This window comes from Psychrobacter sp. TWP2-1-2, from assembly GCF_049896785.1.
In the GTDB taxonomy this organism is placed as follows: domain Bacteria; phylum Pseudomonadota; class Gammaproteobacteria; order Pseudomonadales; family Moraxellaceae; genus Psychrobacter.
In genome coordinates, this window is record NZ_JAFCVA010000012.1 from 29,483 (window position 1) to 46,990 (window position 17,508).

General features: G+C 42.4%; 16 protein-coding genes. 14 read left to right on the forward strand and 2 right to left on the reverse strand.

Annotation, left to right across the window (positions count from 1 at the left end; translation table 11 throughout):
* The first annotated feature begins 77 nt into the window (after positions 1–77).
* From ACP7AE_RS11230 to ACP7AE_RS11295, 14 genes are all read left to right on the forward strand, one after another.
* On the forward strand, positions 78–1,349 hold the full coding sequence (locus tag ACP7AE_RS11230) for an oligosaccharide flippase family protein (RefSeq protein ID WP_426243126.1): 1,272 nt from the start codon (positions 78–80) through the stop codon (positions 1,347–1,349).
* 69 nt (positions 1,350–1,418) lie between these two features.
* Complete coding sequence (locus ACP7AE_RS11235) at positions 1,419–2,435, forward strand: glycosyltransferase family 2 protein (protein ID WP_426243128.1); 1,017 nt, start codon at positions 1,419–1,421, stop codon at positions 2,433–2,435.
* Positions 2,428–3,618: a hypothetical protein gene (locus ACP7AE_RS11240; protein WP_201539553.1), complete on the forward strand. Its 1,191-nt coding sequence runs from the start codon at positions 2,428–2,430 to the stop codon at positions 3,616–3,618. The genes ACP7AE_RS11235 and ACP7AE_RS11240 overlap by 8 nt, the downstream gene beginning before the upstream one ends.
* Before the next feature lie 13 nt (positions 3,619–3,631).
* Positions 3,632–4,714, forward strand: a complete 1,083-nt coding sequence (locus ACP7AE_RS11245; protein ID WP_426243130.1) for a polysaccharide pyruvyl transferase family protein — start codon at positions 3,632–3,634, stop codon at positions 4,712–4,714.
* Positions 4,711–5,724, forward strand: a complete 1,014-nt coding sequence (locus ACP7AE_RS11250; protein ID WP_426243132.1) for a glycosyltransferase family 2 protein — start codon at positions 4,711–4,713, stop codon at positions 5,722–5,724. The genes ACP7AE_RS11245 and ACP7AE_RS11250 overlap by 4 nt, the downstream gene beginning before the upstream one ends.
* 46 nt (positions 5,725–5,770) lie before the next feature.
* A complete protein-coding gene (locus tag ACP7AE_RS11255) occupies positions 5,771–6,865 on the forward strand; it encodes a glycosyltransferase (RefSeq protein ID WP_426243134.1) in 1,095 nt (364 codons plus the stop codon).
* Positions 6,866–7,066: 201 nt separating this feature from the next.
* Positions 7,067–8,107, forward strand: coding sequence for an EpsG family protein (locus tag ACP7AE_RS11260; protein ID WP_426243136.1), 1,041 nt, complete (start codon positions 7,067–7,069; stop codon positions 8,105–8,107).
* Positions 8,107–8,337, forward strand: a complete 231-nt coding sequence (locus ACP7AE_RS11265) for a glycosyltransferase family 2 protein (RefSeq protein WP_426243138.1) — start codon at positions 8,107–8,109, stop codon at positions 8,335–8,337. Before ACP7AE_RS11260 ends, ACP7AE_RS11265 begins: the two co-directional genes overlap by 1 nt.
* Positions 8,338–8,378: 41 nt before the next feature.
* Positions 8,379–8,969 (forward strand): hypothetical protein, encoded by a 591-nt coding sequence (locus tag ACP7AE_RS11270; RefSeq protein WP_426243140.1) that lies wholly within the window; start codon positions 8,379–8,381, stop codon positions 8,967–8,969.
* A gap of 81 nt (positions 8,970–9,050) precedes the next feature.
* A complete protein-coding gene (locus ACP7AE_RS11275; protein WP_426243142.1) occupies positions 9,051–10,196 on the forward strand; it encodes a glycosyltransferase in 1,146 nt (381 codons plus the stop codon).
* Positions 10,193–10,804 carry a sugar transferase gene (locus ACP7AE_RS11280; RefSeq protein WP_426243144.1) on the forward strand — a complete coding sequence of 204 codons (612 nt, stop codon included), beginning with the start codon at positions 10,193–10,195 and terminating at the stop codon, positions 10,802–10,804. The genes ACP7AE_RS11275 and ACP7AE_RS11280 overlap by 4 nt, the downstream gene beginning before the upstream one ends.
* A 10-nt stretch (positions 10,805–10,814) precedes the next feature.
* Entirely contained in the window at positions 10,815–12,014 is a 1,200-nt protein-coding gene (locus tag ACP7AE_RS11285; RefSeq protein WP_426243146.1) for a DegT/DnrJ/EryC1/StrS family aminotransferase, read from the forward strand.
* 311 nt (positions 12,015–12,325) lie between these two features.
* Positions 12,326–13,204 (forward strand): bifunctional methylenetetrahydrofolate dehydrogenase/methenyltetrahydrofolate cyclohydrolase FolD, encoded by an 879-nt coding sequence (folD, locus tag ACP7AE_RS11290; protein ID WP_201539561.1) that lies wholly within the window; start codon positions 12,326–12,328, stop codon positions 13,202–13,204.
* Positions 13,205–13,303: 99 nt separating this feature from the next.
* Positions 13,304–13,822: a phosphate-starvation-inducible protein PsiE gene (locus ACP7AE_RS11295; RefSeq protein ID WP_045451736.1), complete on the forward strand. Its 519-nt coding sequence runs from the start codon at positions 13,304–13,306 to the stop codon at positions 13,820–13,822.
* Between the two features lie 83 nt (positions 13,823–13,905).
* Here the strand turns inward: ACP7AE_RS11295 and ACP7AE_RS11300 are convergent, their stop codons facing one another.
* Both ACP7AE_RS11300 and ACP7AE_RS11305 read right to left on the reverse strand, forming a co-directional pair.
* Positions 13,906–15,372 carry a di-heme oxidoredictase family protein gene (locus ACP7AE_RS11300; RefSeq protein WP_201539562.1) on the reverse strand — a complete coding sequence of 489 codons (1,467 nt, stop codon included), beginning with the start codon at positions 15,370–15,372 and terminating at the stop codon, positions 13,906–13,908.
* A 234-nt stretch (positions 15,373–15,606) separates the two neighbouring features.
* Complete coding sequence (locus ACP7AE_RS11305; protein ID WP_426243148.1) at positions 15,607–17,316, reverse strand: chromosome condensation regulator RCC1; 1,710 nt, start codon at positions 17,314–17,316, stop codon at positions 15,607–15,609.
* Positions 17,317–17,508 lie beyond the last annotated feature (192 nt).

A 17,508-nucleotide genomic window follows, 5' to 3' on the forward strand; every position in this document is an offset into this window, starting at 1 on the left:
GTTCTGTGAGGTACTAAATTGGACAATATGTCATGAGCTCTGGAGTATTTTCATCGATACAGAGCACAATAAACAGGTTGAAAACCAGTCATTTTGTGCGAGATGTGGTCATGGTTGGTGGCGGTATTGCTGCTGGGCAGGCCATCGCCATGATTTTTATGCCATTTCTCACAAGACTATACAGACCTGAGGATTTCGGTATTGCTGCTGCCTTTACTGCTATCGTCAGCATTATTACGCCGATTGCCACTATGGGCTATGCAAATGCAATCGTGATGCCAGACAGTGACGAGGATGCTGCGGCAATTGCTCGATTGTCTATATTACTTAGTCTGGTGATAGCCGTTTTCTCATTCATTGTTGTTTATGTCGGCAAGTTTCATTTGGCAAGTTGGATGGGTATGGAAAGCACGCCAAACATGCTATATCTCATACCATTAACGCTATTAGTCGGTGCTTTTCTTTCTGTCGCTGATCAGTCTGCTATTAGAGTGGGCTTATTTAAAGCGAAAGCTCGGGCTTATGTGGAAAGCAAGTTTTTAACAGATAGCAGTAAGCTGATAGGCGGTATGATAGCACCTTCAGGGATGTTACTTATTTTATTGACGATAGCAGGGCAGCTCACAAACTTTATCATGCAGATGCTTCGTGTACCTAGAGTAGGTGTATTAAATGTCCGTCATTGGTTTGGTACTAAGGGTGTTCGACATGCCGCCATATCACAGCGTGATTTTGCGATATATCGTATGCCACAAAGTATCCTGAATGCGGCTTCAGTGGGGTTGCCAACTATCTTGTTAGCGTCATTATTTAGTGCCTCTTCTGCAGGGCAGTATTCGTTGGCTGTTCTTGTGCTTGGTGCACCCGCGATGCTGTTAGGTCAGGCGGTTGGAGAGGTTTTCTATCCTAAAATTACGCGTGCCATCAGAGCAAATTCACCTGAGGCTTATCAATTTTTATTAAAAGTGACGTTGATTTTATTGGTGGTAGGTATTGTGCCATTCGGTACAGTGTTCGTTTTTGGCGATTATCTTTTTTCTTTAGTGTTCGGTGCAGAATGGGCATTAGCAGGTAGTTATTCGCAGTGGCTGTCTATTTGGCTTTTGACCAGCTTAGTGTCTGGTGCAAGCACTGCGGCATTGCCAGCATTACGTTTACAGCGATTCCTTTTGATTCGAGAAGTGTTTGCAGTGGTATTTCGTGCTGCAGCGCTGTATGTAGGTTTTTACGTTTTTGAGTCAGATATGATAGCCATTGCCCTTTTCTCATTTGTTGGGGTTTTGCTCAGTTTATCTATCATTTATGTCGCTTTTCGGCGTCTTGTTCATATCGATGAAGTGGAGCGGTAGGTACGTTTTTTGACTGCTTTGAATGTCACAAAGGATATGTATGAGAAGTCTCAACTTGAGAGGCTCACTATGATTTCAGTTATTATCGCTGCATTTAATGCCGCTGCTACTATTGATCGTTGTATTAATAGTATTGACGTTGCGAAAAAGAGTCACGACATTGAGCTGATAGTCATTGACGATGGTTCTAAAGATAATACTGCTAGCCTATTGCATAGCTGGTCAAATGCTAGGACATGGATTATGGTGAAATATCAAAAAAATGCAGGCGTGGCAGAGGCTCGTAATACTGGGCTCGATATCGCAACCGGCAATTACATCGTTTTTATAGACGCGGATGACACCATTGATGATTGGTATTTTGATTTTGTCTTTGATCAAGCTGTTGATCGAGATGTTGAGATGTTGGCATTTGGTCATAAACGCATGATGCTGGATGGCTCTGTTATTGAGCGTCCTAATAGTGCGGCAGAATACTCACGGCAAGATATCGAGATGCTACAACTGAGAGTGACAGAGAATAGACATATATATTGGTACGCCTGCACCAAGGTGTATAGCAAAAACTTAATCGCAGAGCTGCGTTTCGATAGCGACGTCAAATTTGGTGAGGATGGTATTTTTAATATCGCATATCTAAGCAAAGCGAATCGTTTATCGGTGCTGCCAGACTGTCCATACAACTACTATGAAAATGCGACCTCTATAACAAGCTCACAATATAAATCAGGGCTTTTGGAATCCATTGAAGCGGACTATACAGCCAGAGTCAAGATACATGATTGGTCGATCAGTGCTACTGAAAAGCAAGTGCTATTATCGGACTTTGCTCGTAGTTATGTCGAGCATATGCTGCCATATTTACTTAATAATTTGGCGCATATCGATATGAAAAAGCGTCGTGCAGAGCTGGTTAAAATACGCCAGTCTTTTGTTTATCAGAACTGTTTGCCGCATTATTATCAACGACATCCTGCACGTGGCATTCGTGTATTGATTTTATGTTTTTCACGGCGTTGGTATGTTATGACGCTGGTTTTTCTTCAACTGTCTTGGTCTAAAGCAAAGGTGAAAAAATATGCTTAATATTGATTTGTTGCCTCAGCCTTTACGCAGTGATGAAAAGGGTCAAAAGCGCTGTTGTTTACTGCAACAGACAACAGCTAGCGGGCAAATGACTGAGAAGGCATTGTGGTTTTTATATCCAGCGAACTTGCCAATGCCAGAAGACGATGATTGTGATGCTTATTTACTGGCCACATTGTTGCCCGCGATGCAGATGCGAGCAGCCATTCATGTGCATGGTAGCGTGTCGCATGAGCTATTAGCCAACCTGACAGAGCTACAGTATGTTTGGAATAAGTGGTTGCCAGAGCGTTATTTTTTGATTGATATACAAGTTGATCGTATTAGAGAGAGCGACGTACAAGTAGATGGTGCGATTGCTGCATTTTCTGGTGGCGTTGATGCTCAGTTTACCGCTTATCGTCATGCGACAGGCAGAGCAGGATACGCCACACGAAATATTAAAGCAGGGGTTTTTGTGCATGGCTTTGATATACCTTTAGAGGATACAAAAGGCTTTGCCAGTGCAGCAAAAACAGCGGCAAACACACTCGCAGATATCAATATTGAGCTATTGCCAGTTGAGACAAATATTCGCACGCTTTGGTCTATCAACTGGGAAGACTATCATGCTGCTGCTATCGCTTCGGTCTTATGTGGCTTAAAACGATATGCAGGCATTGGACTCATTGGTAGTGGTGATTCTTATGATGTATTAATTAGTCCTTGGGGCTCACACCCAATCACTGACCCGCTGCTAAGTTCTGGCGACTTTAGACTCATTCATGATGGTGCAGGCTTTAGTCGGTCAGAGAAGCTTCAAGCACTTGCAGAATGGCCATTGGGTATAGAGAATTTACGTGTCTGTTGGGCTGGAGATAAGCATGATAGCAACTGCGGTCGCTGTGAAAAATGTGTTAGGACGCGTCTCAATTTTTTGGTTGCAGGTATAGATAACCCTCAATGTTTTAGCGAGCCCATGGACTCATCACTTTTTAAATCAATGGCTATAAAGGGCAGGGCTGTCAGCATAGATTGGAAGTTAATTCGTCATGAGATGATTAAAACGGGTAGAGGTCTTGAATGGCTGCCATACATTGAAAAAGCACTCAAACGTAAACCACCCCCTAACTTGAATAGATTGTTTCCTGTTGGCTCAAGGCGTCGTATGTGGGTGAAGAAGCTGTTAATGAGAAACAAATAAGGGAGCATTAAAAATGAATATTGCTGCTATAAAAAAGCTCATACCACTCAAACTAAAGAAACATTTAGCCGCTTATATGGGGGCGAGAGGTTTACCGTTACCAACTGGTAAACGGTGCTTTATTTTTCTTGCCGCTGACTATGGCAATATTGGTGATATTGCTATTTCTCACGCGCAAAAGCAGTATTTGCAACGTGTGCTGACGGATTATGATGTTGTTAGTGTTGCTATCAGTCAAACCAGATTTGTGCTCAATTCAATTAAACAGCAAATAAAAGAGACGGATATCGTCACTATCATCGGCGGCGGTAATATGGGTGGCACGTATCCTGATATTGAGGAGCTGCGCCAATTAGTCATCAAGTCATTTCCTGCCAATCGAATCGTTTGTTTTCCTCAGACACTAGATTGGAATGATTCTATTCAATCTAAACGTGCCTTGCAGCGTATTGTGAAAGTTTACGCCAAGCATCCAGATATACATGTTTTTGCCAGAGAGTCGATAACAGCGGCAAAACTCATCGAGCTTTTTGCTGAGTACAGTAATGTGCATATTGGTCTCGTACCAGATATTGTGATGAGCGCGAATGCAACAGTGCTGGGTACGACAGATTGCTTAGCGCCTTCAGGTATTTTGCGCTGCTTACGAGATGACAAAGAAGCCGCATTATCAGCTGAGCAATACGCCATGATAGACAAAGCCTTAGCAGATACTGGCTATCAAATTGAAAAGACCGATACACACGCTGGTGGTTCGCAACTCGATGAGGCACATTGCACAAAATTACTGACGGACAAGCTTAGTCAATTCCGTGCTGCAAAATTGGTCGTGACTGACCGGCTGCATGGCATGATTTTATGTTTGCTATCGGGTACGCCGTGCTTGGTACTCCCGAACGCCAATCATAAGATAAGACAGACGCAGTTGGACTGGTTAGGCGGTCATCCAAGGCTGGTGTTTTTAGAATTGGAAGAGATTGCTGATATTGCAACATTCATCGATAGCCTTTTGTCTGTGCCTCACGGTACGATGGATGAGTCTCCAGTTGATATAGCTGAGTACGATGACCTAAAAAAAGCGTTAGTAGCGATATGACGACTATCGAAACGCCATTAGTAAGTATCATCGTACCAGTGTATAACGTTGCGTCATATATCGATGCTTGTTTGGCATCCATCAAGCAGCAGACTTATCAGAATATTGAAATTATCGTTGTAGAAGATTGCTCCACTGATGATTCAAAACAAGCACTTGCGTCACATCTTATGGATGAACGCATCAAAGTCATTCAGCATCATAAAAACAGTGGTCTTTCTACGGCACGTAATACTGGTATCAAGTCTGCGATAGGCGAATACATGATGTTCGTTGATTCTGATGACACTATAGACCCCCGCTTGGTGGCAGCGTGTGTGGATTGTGCGCTCAGCACGAATGCAGAGGTCGTGACGTATGGCTTTACGCCATTCAAAGATGGCATCACAGAGACAGATCTGCCGTATCCGGCTAGCAATTTAGCATTTGAGGCAACCAAAATAGACGGCTTATATTTTAGCTTACCGCATTTTGCATGGCTCAAATTTATTAAATCTAGCGCAGTGCGGTCGGCCTCGTTACAGTTCCCAGTGGGTCTGTACTACGAAGACTGGCCTTTTCATTGGCATCTTGGCTTAGCTACTAATATTAAATATCACCTGCCCATTGATTTTTATCTATACAGACAGCGCGGCACGTCGATCACAGGGTCAACAGATAAAAAACTATTAGACCTTTTCGTTATCCACGCAGAAGTCATTAGTTTAGTAGAGGACTATCAAGCGGATGAGGTTAAAAAAACACTCGCCAATAAAATTAAACAAAGTCATTGGAGTATCCTTACTCGTATAGATAATGACTATTTAGCAGCTGCATTGGCACAAGCTAAAAAAGCAGATAAAACGTTACGACTAAAAGGTTATAAGAGCGATTTGACCGTAAGACATATACTGATTAGTAATATCGTACGTATGCCGACTCAAGTTGCCTTGCTGATGTTACAGGTGCTTCGTCAAGCGCTAGGCAAAAGAGCAAGGGTTAACGGTCAAGAGAAAGCAGATTCAGAATAGTTTTAAAAAATACGTTTGGTTTTATGGCTTCTTAATAGGTAAAGAGATGACTATTCAGAGAGTGCTGCACATCGTGGGGAAAATGGATCGGGCTGGGGCAGAGACCATGCTCATGAGTCTATATCGCCATATAGATTATAGCCAGATGCAGTTTGATTTTATCACCTTTACCGACGAGGTCGGTGACTATGATGCTGAAATAATAGCGCTGGGCGGTAGGATTATACCGATTTTAGCGGATCATTCATTAGCGCGTATGTGGAAGCTTAAAAACTTCCTTAAACAACATCCTGACTATCAAATCATTCATGCTCACATGCTATTAAACAATGCTTTTCATCTGCTGGCTGCTAAAGGTGCTGGCGTGCCGCATCGCATTTCACATTCTCATAGCACCAGTAATGGGAAAACCAATATTGTTAAAAAAATATATGAACAATGGGCATTCATTACCAATCGTAAATTGGCCACGGATAAAATGAGTTGCGGTGAACAAGCGGCAAATTACCTATTTGGCAGCATAAAAGATGTGTGGCTACTGCCCAATGCTGTGGACATAAAACAGATGATGACAGTCGCTAACCAATCAAGACAGTATATCGACCAAGAATTTGGCGATGAGGGGCTAAAAATCATCCAAGTTGGTCGTCTAAATGAGGTTAAAAACCATCAGTTTTCTGTAGAGGTCGCTGAGCAGTTAAAACAACGTCAGATCGCCTTTACCTTATATATTGTTGGACAAGGTTCATTGGATATGAGGCTCAGGCAACAAGTAGCAGATAAATCACTCCTAGATACGGTCAAGTTTTTGGGGATGCGTACGGATATCACAGAATTAATGGCCAGCGCCGACTATATGATTATGCCTTCGTTGCACGAGGGTTTCCCTGTCGTCTTGGTCGAGAGCCAAACAGTTGGGTTAAAGGCGTTGGTTTCTGACCAAGTATCACCTGAAGTAGATTTAGGACTTGGATTAGTACAGTTTTTACCGATTCACTCAGCCAAGGATTGGGTTGATTGCTTATTAGCGCCTAAACAGCCAAAGCCCAATGAAAAAGACATAACCACAGCGCTGAATTTATATGGATTTAGTGCTGCTACCAACGCGCAAATACTAATGCAAAAGTACTTGAATATGTGACAGAGTAGTTGCTTCTTATTTATAGTTGTTTCAAGGTAGTTTGGACGGAATGAGAAAAAAATCGAGGTGGATAGGAAGGCTATAGTTATAAGGCTATAGTTATATAGGTACTGGACGGTACAAAAGATACTAGACGGTGTAAACCTGCCACTATATTCGATTTATATAAGATTGACGACATTTACTTTTATAGAGGGTTAAATGCTTCCATACCTGCTGGTTCTTAGCCTTGTTATTTTTTGGATCGTACTGGAGAAAAAATCTCTCAATCGTACGTCTTTTTGGCTGCCGCTAATTATATTAACATTGTTTGCAGGTCTTCGTAGCTACCGAGTCGGTACGGATACAGGAAACTATACGAGAAATTTCAACAGTCAATTGAATGCCGAGTACTTTAGGTTCAACGAAGACATTGAGTTCGGTTATCAGTTATTAGAGTATGCGTTGTTACGTATGACCACTCATTACTTTTGGCTGCTTGTTATTACCAGTTTAATTATTGTCTATTGCTATCTTAGAGTGATTAAAAAATACAGCGTCAATTATTGGTTTTCTGTATTTTTATTTATTACATTAGGGGTTTATACTTTTTCTTTTAATGGATTGCGTCAAGGATTGGCAATGGCGATCTTTACCTTGGCCATTCCTTATCTGTTAGAAAAACGATTTATTCCATACCTGTTGATTTGTGCAATTGCTTCATTATTCCATGTAACCGCATTATTTATGATTCCATTTTATTTTATCGTTAATTTAAGAGTAAAGCCTTTATATAAAATTTTGGCAACATTCTTAGGGTCGCTATTAGTGAGTGGGGTATTGGTCGCTTATATTTCTTCTACTAACGATAGATACGAGGGTTATGCGAAAGCATCCGATGAAGCAGGCGGGTTTTTAACGCTTGGTTTTTATACGGCTATCATGATTTTAATCATCTTGGTCAGTTATCTGTATAAAATTAAAGACAAAGATTTTCAAAGATTAATAACATTTTACGCATCAGGCGTGGTTTTTATCATACCGTTAGCGATGTTGGGAACCAGTCCTTCAGGTCCTCAAAGGCTGCTTGCTTATTTTACATGGACATTGGTTTTGATACTGCCTATGATTTTAAAAAGAATCAATAATATTTATTTATATATAGCGAGTATCGTTATTTTTCTCATGTATTTTGTCTTGACGACATCGAGATTTAGTAACTTGAGTCCGTATATTATCAATCCGATATTTGAGGTTTTCTAATGAAAAATCAGACATATATATCTATTGGTATTCCCATTTATAATGCTGAAGCGTACTTGGAAGATGCTATCAAATCCATATTGGCTCAAACGCATGAGTTATGGGAGCTTATATTGATCGACGATGGCTCTACTGATGCGTCATTGGCCATCGCCAAGCGTTTTGAAGAGTCTGACCATAGAATAAAGGTCATTGCTGATGGCATAAAAAAAAACTGCCTGCTCGATTAAATCAGCTTATTGAAGAAGCGAACTATGATTATATAGCGCGCATGGATGCCGATGATCTCATTCATCCGGATAGACTAGCGATTCAATTAAGTTTTTTAGAAAAAAATCCAGATTATGATCTAGTTTCTACAGGTGTCGTGTCTATTGATAATTTTAATAAAGTTTATGGTTGTCGTCATGTCGATCAAATTTATACAGAATTTAAAGAAATAGCCGCGGCTTATCCTATTGTACATGCTGCTGTTTTGGCAAAAAAGAGTTGGTATGAACGAAATAAATATAATGAAAAATATCCAAGGTCTGAAGATTATGATTTGTGGTGTAGAGCTATCTCAAATCAAGATTTAAATTTAGCGGTATTGCCTGATTTATTATACTATTATAGAGAAGAAGGAAATTTATCACTATCTAAAATAACGAGGTCATACAAAGACAGTTTTAAAACGTACTGTGAATATAAAGGAAACAGTTATTTAGGTTCTTTAAAATTATCAGCAAAACTGACAACAGTTACTTTTTTAGATTCGATAGGATTATTACAAAAGATAGCCAATAAAAGAAATAAATTAACAATATCTGACACGCTAAGAAATCATCATCAGTCAGTGGTAAATAGTATTTGTGCTAAATAATATTATTTATAAAATGTCACTGATAAAATAATATATAAAAAATGCTGAGGTGCTGAAATGACATTAAAGATATGCTTTCTAATGACAGATGCGGTGTCATTTAATGTGCTATATCGTGATCAGCTTGAATACATTAGAGACCATGCGGATGTTGATATCACCTTAATCTGCGGTGGCGATAAACAGCAGTTAGATATTTTACGTGAGCGCAAAATAGGCAAGGTGATTAATTTACATTTTCAGCGTAAGCCTTCTTTGTTTAAAGATGCTCAGTCACTCGCGCTTTTAACCCGTTATATGCTATCGAATCGTTTTGATGTGGTGGTTTATTTAACGCCTAAAGCCTTGTTATTAGGGAGTATCGCAAGTGCTGTTGCATTGCAAAAGAGACGAATTGCTTTTAGCGTGGGTAGAGCCTATGAGAATTTTTCAGGTTTAAAAAAGAGGGTGTTTCAGGGTCTGGATATATTAAGCTTTGGCTTATCTCACGAGGTTTTATTTGTTTCTGAGTCTTTGCTCAGCGTATGCTTGGCAGAAAATATCCTCAAAAAAAGCAAGGCAACTGTCATTGATAATGGCTCATTTAACGGCATCGATACTGATTTGCTGCAACCTATGGCTCAGCTAGAACAAGAAGCATTAAGAAAGAGGTACAAGATACCTGACAATATCTTTGTGATTTGCGTGGTAGGACGAGTTTGTGATGATAAAGGCTTCAAAGATATTGAGTATATATCAGAAAAACTAAGAGCAGAAAACGTCTACTTTATGTTCATAGGAGACTGTGAAGACGACGTAGGAAAAGTAGTCGTTGAGAAAGTTGTCAAAGATAATAGAGGTGTATATATACCAGCCAATCCAAATGTGCACGAGGTTTTTCAGTGTGCTAATTTACATTTATTTTTGAGCTATCGTGAAGGGTTTGGCAGTGTCGCTATTGAAGCAGCAAGTTGCGCTGTTCCAACTTTTGCCTATGATGTCGTTGGTGTAAAGGATAGTGTCAAAGAAGGTATCAGTGGTCGAAAATTTAATTTTAAGGATATGTCGTCTGTCGCCGAAGCGATCAGTGCTGCTGCTACTGATAGAGAATTTGAAAAGAGATATCCTGAGGCAAGAGACTGGGCCATTGCAAATTTTGAACGCAAGCAATTATGGCAAAGTTATTTAAGTTTTTATTTACGTAATAGGGATGACCGCGTAAACGACAAAAGGCGGGCTGCAAAATGATAAAGCGACTATTTGACATCACGGTGGCCACGACGGCCTTGGTAATACTATCTCCTGTTTATGCTATTACGGCTTATAAAGTCAAAAAAAACTTAGGCTCACCAGTGATATTTAAACAAACTCGCCCTGGTCTAAATGGCAAGCCGTTTGAGATGATTAAGTTTCGCTCGATGAAAGATGCGATCGATACAGAGGGTAATCCTTTAGAAGATGATGAGCGTTTGACGGCATTTGGTAAGACCTTGCGTAATAGCAGTCTCGATGAGCTGCCTGAACTATGGAATGTGATTAAAGGTGATATGAGTTTGGTGGGGCCACGACCACTATTGATGGAATATCTGCCGCTATATAATGATGAGCAAGCGCGTCGCCACCGTGTACGTCCGGGTATTACGGGATATGCACAAGTTAATGGTCGCAATGCGATTGGTTGGCATGAAAAATTTACGCTCGATACATGGTATATCGATCATCAGTCATTATGGTTAGACATTATGATCTTGGTTAAAACAGTAAAAAAAGTCATTATCAAGGATGGTATTAGTGCTGATGGTGAAGCGACCATGAGTAAATTCACAGGTAATAGCGTCGATAAAAACACGCTTTGATGAGGAACGCATGCTAAATACTCCTTTTTCACCTTGGCCTAGTTTTACTCAGAAAGAAGCGGATGCGGTCAGTCAAGTATTGTTATCCAACAAGGTCAATTATTGGACAGGGCAAGAATGCCGTCAGTTTGAAGAGGAGTTTGCTGATTGGGTGGGTAGCAAATACGCGATTGCATTGGGCAACGGAACTTTAGCATTGGACGCGGCATTGCAGGCACTTGGTATAGGTGTGGGTGATGAAGTTATCGTGACGCCGCGCACTTTTATTGCCAGTATCTCCTCAGTGGTTAATGCAGGCGCGACGCCCATTTTTGCGGATGTTGATGAGGCGACAGGGAATATCACTCCAGAGTCGATAGCGGCGGTATTGACGGACAAAACTAAAGGCATCGTCTGTGTACATTTGGCAGGTTGGCCCTGTGATATGGATGGCATTATGGCATTGGCAGATCAGCATCATTTATATGTCATTGAAGACTGTGCACAAGCGCATGGTGCACGCTATAAAGGTCGCAGCGTTGGTAGTATCGGTCATATTGGCGCGTGGAGTTTTTGCCAAGATAAGATCATGACCACAGGCGGCGAGGGCGGCATGGTCACCACCGATGACGAGCAGTTATGGCGAAAAATGTGGGCGTATAAAGATCATGGCAAAAGCTATGCGGCGGTCTATGAGACCGAGCAGCTGCCCGGCTATAATTGGCTACATGAGAGCTTTGGCACCAACTGGCGCATGACCGAGATTCAAGGCGTGATTGGGCGTATTCAATTGGCACATATGAGTGACTGGATAGCGAAGCGCCGTGCTAATGCTCAAGCGATATTAGAGGCATGTGCTAAATGGGAAGAAAAAGGCTATCTATCGGTGCCGACATTAGAGCAGACCTCTCAGTTTCCAAACTCTAATCATGCCTATTATAAATTGTATGTTTATGTGCAACCAAATAATCTAGCTGAGGGCTGGACACGTGATCGCATCATTGAAGAAATAAATGCGCTGGGCGTGCCTTGCTATTCAGGGTCTGCCTCAGAGGTATATTTAGAAAAAGCATTCGATGATACAGGCTTGCGTCCAGAAAACAGACTGCCAATAGCAAAACAGTTGGGAGAGACCAGCTTAATGTTTTTGGTTCATCCTACCTTAACCACTGCCGAAATCGCGCAAACGGTAAATGCAATCGATTGCGTATTTGCTTTAATGATTCAGTGATGTGAGAATATCGCTTATTAAGGCGTGTTGATTATTTATAAGTAGTTGCAGCTATTGGCTTTTATTTTTGATTGGACTTTCTTTCAAAACAGTAAAGGTTGTCAAGGTTGCATCGGCAGTGGCATGATATTGCTGGATTGGCGAGTGATAGAAACTTATAAGTATCCAAGTCTTATCTCACGCTAGGATTTTTTAGCCCAGACAGGTACAATATCAGTCTTAATCATACATTGATCAAGCATAAGACAGGCATGCAAGTAGTTGCGGGCGCTGTCTTTCTTTTTTTTATCGCACCCTCTATTGGAGTTACTATGTCAACTGCCCAAGGATCTGCTACCGTTTTGGACGGTAAAGCACTTGCTAAACAAATAGAACAGCAACTGAGTACGCGTGTAGACGCTATCAAGAATAAAACAGGACGTACCCCAAGCTTAGCGACGATATTGGTCGGCGACGATCCCGCTTCTGCGACTTATGTACGTATGAAAGGTAATGCTTGTAAACGTGTCGGCATGGATTCTATACGCGTTGAGATGCCAAGTGCGACGACCACTGAAGAGCTGATGACGAAAATAGATGAACTCAATAGCAATCCAGACGTCCATGGTATTTTGCTGCAGCACCCAGTACCTGCACATATCGATGAGCGTGCTTGCTTTGAGCAGATTGACTTGGCAAAAGACGTTGATGGTGTGACCTGTCTTGGCTTTGGTCGTATGGCGATGCAGCAATCTGCTTATGGTTCATGTACCCCACAAGGCATCATGCACTTATTAGAGCATCATAATATTGAGCTTGCTGGTAAGGAAGCCGTAGTTGTAGGTCGCAGTGCCATCTTGGGTAAACCAATGGCGATGATGCTATTGAATGCCAACTGTACGGTAACGATTTGCCATTCAAGAACGCAAGATTTAGAGTCGCATATTAAGCGTGCGGATATCGTGGTTGGGGCAGTGGGCGTGCCTGAGCTGATCAAAGCTGATTGGATCAAAGCGGGCGCTGTGGTTATCGATGCAGGCTTTCATCCAACGGATAATGGCGGCGTCGGTGATATTGAGTTGCAAGGCGTAGAAAATATCGCCAGTGCTTATACGCCTGTACCGGGCGGCGTGGGTCCAATGACCATTAATACCCTTATTCGCCAAACGGTTGATGCTGCTGAAAAATCTGCCGGTTTGAATATCGGCTAAAAAGAGAGTCATACGAATACTGATTGCCGATAAATAAGGGGCCTGAGGTAATATATACTCAGGCTAAATCAACCACATCTCAGTTGATAGGACCTAAACATGGCTAAAAAAAACGTAGGTGTTCATGAGCGACTACAAGGTATCGGTAGAGAGTTTGTCGATGTCTGTCATTACGTTATTTTATTTCTAATCAGTGTGGTTGTCGTTTGGACCGCTGGCAAAGAGTTCGTTGGTATTGTTCAAAAAGGCTCAGCGGATTTAAAAGACATATTGATGTTGTTTATTTATCTTGAGCTGCTGGCCATGATAGGTATTTATTTTAAAACCCATCGTCTGCCGGTACAGTTTTTGATATTTATCGCGATTACTGCTTTATCACGACATTTGGTGGTTGATGTACAGGCGGTCTCAGACTATTTCCATTTATGGCTGCTGGCGACAATTTCTGTGGCCATTATGCTATTGAGCGGTTCTATCGTAGTATTAACTTGGACAGCAAAAACGTTTGGCCGTCCAGAGGACAATCTTGATAAACAGCATGCAAACTTAACGATTAAAGCGCTGTTACCTGATAATGCTCAAGCGCCTGATAGTCATACCAAGCATCGCCGTGAATAACTATTAAATAGCAGCATAAAAAAGGGTTACCACTGGTAGCCCTTTTTTTGCCTTCTTAAATCTCACATTTTATTGTTTGAGTGTTAAATGCCCTTTAAAAAGGTCATTAATGTTTGTTTTTGCGTGGCGGATAACTGTGTAAAGCGCGTCTTTGTACCTTCTGCTTCACCACCATGCCAGAGTATCGCTTCAGTCAAGCTGCTGGCACGACCATCATGCAAAAACCGCGCTTCTGGATCACGTGCCACAATGCCAATTCCCCACAATGGCGGTGTACGCCACTCAAAGCTTTCTGCATTTTTCTCTTTCACGCTGTCATCTAGTCCAGCGCCCATATCATGCAGTAATAAATCAGTATAAGGATAAATGTTTTGCTGTGATAGGAGCGGGAAGCGATCACTATTGCCTGTTTTTTGTTTGGGTGTGTGACAGCCAGCACAGCCGACTTGCGCAAACAGTTGCGCTCCTTTATTAAAATCTGATAAATCGTCTATTCGTCTTTCAGGTACGGCAAGGGCGGTCATAAAATCGGTCACAGCGTCTAGACTGCTGTCTGAGACTTCTGGAGAGCCGCCATTCGCTGCTGTCCAGCAAATAGGCTGATTCACTGTACAGTTAGGATCCATAAATACCGAGGTGGTCAAACCCATATCTTGCGACATTGCATTGGCGTTTTGGGTACGCAGGCTTGAGTTAATCGCCTTCCATCCAAAGCGGCCAATGCGCTGCTGTTTGCCATCTTGTACCCAATGTACGCGGCCACTGATACCGTCTTGATTGTTATCATCAGGGTCAGCTGCCGCAATGATATGCGCTTCAGGAATGAGGTCGAGCAAGCCCATGCCGACCAATTGCGGTGAGATACGTCCGCTAATTGCTGTATTTCCTAAGGGTTGATTAGGGTCAGTTGGAGTAAAGCTAAACTGTATGCCAGCAGGCTTGTCATTTTGACTGGGCATTGCTGCGTAGCGCATGCTCCCTTCGGGATTGATACTTGTGGCAATACTTTGATGCTGCATCTGTTCACCGTAATAAGCATGTGGCAGGCCTTGCTTATTACCCAACCGGAATAAAATCGCATCACTTAGCTGACCATTGGCTGCATAAATGGGTTTGCGACCTTCAGCGCTATGGCATTGGGTACAGGCATTGGCATTTAACAGTGGCCCCACACCATCGAACAGTACGCGACCCTCATTTGCTGGTGTCCACTCTGTGATAAATAACTCACGTCCAGGTGATACCCCGCCTAAAGCGCTGCTCGGTAGATTGGGCATGATTTGCAAAAAAGGCTGTGATCCATTGGCGGCAATCGTAGCACTGCCACCTGCTGGCTGCCAGTTGGTATCGATTTCTGGAGTGTCAGGAGTAGTGGGTGGGTTGGGTGCGTTAGTATTGCCATCATTACTGGAATTATTTGAATCATCTGAGCCACCACAAGCAGTGAGCAGCAGCGCGATACTTACACTGAGTAGTGTGTTACGTATGATGGGAAGTGATGTATACAGTGAAGAATTTGATATGGTTGACGAGTTTGATCGTAAAAACATGGGCTGACCTGAAATGGCTAGAATATAAGGGGCTAGGGTGTATCTTCATCGTCAGCCTATTTAGAGGGCTGTCGATTTAATTGAGGATATCCTGAGGATTATGCGATAAGCTACCGCGCAATAGTTAGGCGTATTGACTTAAACAAGCAGCATAAACGAGACTGCTTGTTTGAGAATTTTATGATAGGAAATTCAACCAACTATGCACTGTTCGCTTCGTCATGCTTAAAGCACTTATAGCTGACTAGGTAAAGCAACTGGGATAGGGTTATTGTACATCCAAATATGAGTGGTGTCTTTGTTGCCGAGTGAGCCTTCAAAGCTCCAGCCCCACGTAAATAAATGACCAGCTTTCAGCGTATTATTATCTTGATCAAACGATTTTTCATGAGCAATCAGATGCATGGCACCCATGGCCATATTATCGATATTCTTTAGATTCGGCAGCTTATTGGTTGGTTCATCTAGGTCGTTGTAAATGGTCTTGCCTGCGCCATTTGTCTCCCCAAACATGCCCCATGCATAGAGAATACCATCCGTTGTTGATGAGCCATTATTAGTGGCGACATTATCCAGTAACGCATAGCTGGCATTGCCATTGGCATAGACGCGGCGAACTTCTTTATCTGTAAACCAAGGCAGTTTGGTCGGTGAGGTAATGACATCTGCCCATGCCTTTTCGCTGCCATTAAATGTCTCACCATTGTAGCCCAATTGACTAGTGGCATTTAACCCCCAACCATACACTGCGTCTTTATTGGTCAATGCTAAGATATGGTCTTTGCCAGCCGTCAATTGGGTCACTTTTTCTACATCTATAGCGGGTTGGTCGTCAGCTCTTTGAGTGGCGTTATCTGTCTTAGCAGTAATGGCGTTATTAATCGTTTCATTAATGACATGAATACGTACAGGGGTTGTATTGACGTTGATACATTTGGTTGTAGTGTTACAGACTTTGCCTTTGCCAAGGTTGGCGTAAGCATCGCTGCCCCAACCCCAAACCTGACCTTTGTCATCTAAGGCATAAGAGCTATTGCCACTGACAACCACCTGCACGATATGTCCTGCCTCTGTGGCTGCTGTAAAGTCAACTTTGACAGGGGTGCTGCTATCGGTGCTGGTATTATTACCGAGCTGACCATACCCATTGGCACCAAAGGCCCAAACCGTACCCTCTTCGGTCAATACCAAGTTATGGCTATAGCCGGGTGCGACCATGACGGCGTTTTCGATACCTTCGATCGCGCTGATATCCAAACGACAGTCAGCAGTCTTGCTACAATCATTACGACCCCCATCACCGCGACCCAGCTGCCCGTATTTGTCTTCGCCCCAACTATAAACTTGACCATTTTGAGCAATAGCGAGTGAATGATTTTGATTAAAGCCAATAGATAACAAATCTTTTGGTGCGCTGTTCATTAGCATCGGCGTGTCTGGATGTCCCATAATATCGCTGATTTTTGTGGTCAGACCGAGTCCTGTCTGACCATAGTTGTTGCGACCCCAACCATATAGCTGACCATCACGCAGGGCAGCGGTATGCGAACCACCTGCCGCTATGGTATCGCCTACGTAGATGATTTTGGTTGAGCGCATGATATTACCGGCATTGTCTGTGGCTTCTAAGACAATGGTATTGCTACCTAGCGTTAATAAAATACGATCATCAAAATAACCATCAGCATCTAGCGTTAGCGCTTGGGCTGATTCGTTATTATGCATATAAGTCAATGATTTGACGCCGCTGCTATCTTGTACTTGTCCTGAGACAAATACCGCTGCAACCGCGCTATAGCCATCAGTAAAGTTGCTATCAGTGGTTAGTAGTGGCGGTGTCCCATCTATGATAGCAGTGGCTGTGTCGGAATCACTGCCACAAGCAGTAAGAATCAAGGCTGCGGTAACGACCGCGACAGCTTGAGTAAGACGGGATAAACGCATAAAAACCTCGATAGATGCAAATTGACAATATGTCAGTACGCCAGCCGTAAAATAACAAAACCGTCCCATACAAATCCGACGGTTGTAGGGTTTGTGCTATTGACTGAGTCAATCATATATGATGGCATTGGAATAATAGAAATGGCGGCAAGAGTTTAGCAATAATAAATGTGAATAGTATTACAAATAAGA